The following is a 1,868-nucleotide window of genomic DNA, read 5'->3' as shown; positions in this document are numbered from 1 at the left end:
CACTATTCCCGCCAACTCTTCCTAATTTATGCTCATACTCTCCTTTTTTGCTTTGACCATCACTAGTAGACAAAAAATAAGAAAGTAAATAAGGTCGTTTTAAGTACTCAGAAACTCCGTAACCTGTTCCTGCTACTCCAACAACAACTGCTGCAGCTCCAGCTGCTTTTGCTACTGACATCTAATTTATTGAACAGAATTTAACAACATCTGTCTGCACATATCCACTATCAGAACTAGATTTTGTATATGCATCTTCACAAATGCTTTTGATATGAGTGTTTTTTGCTTTTTCGGTATGAAATATTCCAGTAATTACAGTTGTTCCTGATTTATCTCCACTATCGGCATAAAACTCACTATTCCTTGTATCTCAAAAAACATTATTGTTCTTATCTTTAACAGAAACTAAATCAGATTTTTTGGTTTCTCCGTATTGATTTCCTGTATATCTGTGAGTGCTCTTTTCTACAGTTATCAATTCAACGCCAAAAAAAGAACAATACTTCCATAAATTGTTTCAAAGTTTTTTATGATTTTCATCTGAATTACTATTTATGTTTGTCTTTTCTTTTTTATAAACATCCTCACATACTTGATTTAGAGCTTTAGGTTTGTTCTCGGTTACTTCTTCAACTGAAAAAGCTTTATCTATCTTCTGACTACCTTCAAACTCTTGGCTCAAAGTATTTCTTGTTTCTTGGTTATCAGAATCTTGTTTTCATCTTGCATAAGATCACTCTCACCAATCTTTATTGTTAGATTTGGTCGTATCTTCAGTGTTTTCTTTGCCTCTAGAACCATAAGGAGCTATTAAATAATTTCCATATAGTTTTCCTACACAGAAAAATATGTAGAATAACTAAATGCTCCTGAAGCATAAGCTATAGCAGTCCCTCCTGCGCCAGCAACAGCAATACCTGCTGCAGCTCCTGTTGCCATTTGTGGTGTCATAAGTCTACTCTGGAATTAAATAGCAAAACCTTCTAATATCATCCTTCTCTGGACTGCTTGTTACTTTTTTATAAGCCTCTTCACAAGCCTTTCTTATATTGTCATTATCTCTATCTTTTAAGTTGTCTCTCTTATCGTAAAGAGTTTTAAAAACAGAACCATTAGTCGCCTTACTTCCTCACTCTAATTCGAAAAATTCTTTATTTCTCAGATCTCAAAATAAAGCATTAGCATCGCTAACGTTTGCTCCTGGTTTCCTAGCTGACATAGCTTTATCATTATAAGTCGCCTCTTGTCCTAATTTGCTACTATACTCTGTCTCATTTTGATTAATAAACACTGGTTTTGCATCTAAAAGAGAACAAAACATTCAAACATTATCTTCATAATTAGTCTTGTCTGTTCCTTTAACTACAATCTCTAAAGCCTTAAAAGCAACTTCACATACTCTGTTTAAAGCTTTTTGGTCTTGTGAATTTGAATAGCTTTTATCTACTTTATTATCGTCTTGAAATTCAGAACTTAAACTATTTGTACTTTGTGTCTTATACGCTTGCCAACTGTCATACTCCTTACTTCATCTACCCTTATTCTTAGAACTATTTGGATCTAATAAATATCTACCATACTTCTTACCAAAAGTATTGTTTTCATAGCCTGTAGTATCTAAAGTTCTTATATAAATATCAATCAAATTGTCGTAAACCAAATAACCTCCTCCCCCTAAAACCACTACAGATACTGCAGATGCGCCTGCTACTTTTAAAGGAACCATTGTAGGAATCTATACAGTTAACTTTTCTTCTCCTTTTAAAGCACAGAATTTCTCAACATCTTTTCTGTAATTTTTTTTAGCTGCATCAGTCCCAGTATCTGCCTCAAATCCAGACTTATCTGCTTTATAAGCGATATCA

4 protein-coding genes are annotated in these 1,868 nt (G+C 33.5%); all 4 read right to left on the bottom strand.

Features of this window, described 5'->3' with window-relative positions; all coding sequences use genetic code 4:
* The coding region (locus tag H6411_RS05735; RefSeq protein WP_216083695.1) for a hypothetical protein at nt 1-181 on the bottom strand (181 nt) is incomplete at its 3' end.
* Complete coding sequence (locus tag H6411_RS05730; RefSeq protein WP_216083694.1) at nt 182-685, bottom strand: hypothetical protein; 504 nt, start codon at nt 683-685, stop codon at nt 182-184.
* A complete protein-coding gene (locus H6411_RS05725) occupies nt 652-804 on the bottom strand; it encodes a hypothetical protein (RefSeq protein WP_216083693.1) in 153 nt (50 codons plus the stop codon). Before H6411_RS05725 ends, H6411_RS05730 begins: the two co-directional genes overlap by 34 nt.
* 154 nt (nt 805-958) lie before the next feature.
* A complete protein-coding gene (locus tag H6411_RS05720; RefSeq protein WP_216083692.1) occupies nt 959-1,729 on the bottom strand; it encodes a hypothetical protein in 771 nt (256 codons plus the stop codon).
* Between the last annotated feature and the right edge of the window lie 139 nt (nt 1,730-1,868).

It is taken from the genome of Candidatus Mycoplasma haematohominis (assembly GCF_902712995.1).
Taxonomy (GTDB): Bacteria; Bacillota_I; Bacilli_A; order Mycoplasmatales; family Mycoplasmoidaceae; genus Eperythrozoon_B; species Eperythrozoon_B haematohominis.
The sequence above is the reverse complement of the archived record's forward strand: the minus strand, read 5'-3'. Positions and strand labels throughout refer to the sequence as shown.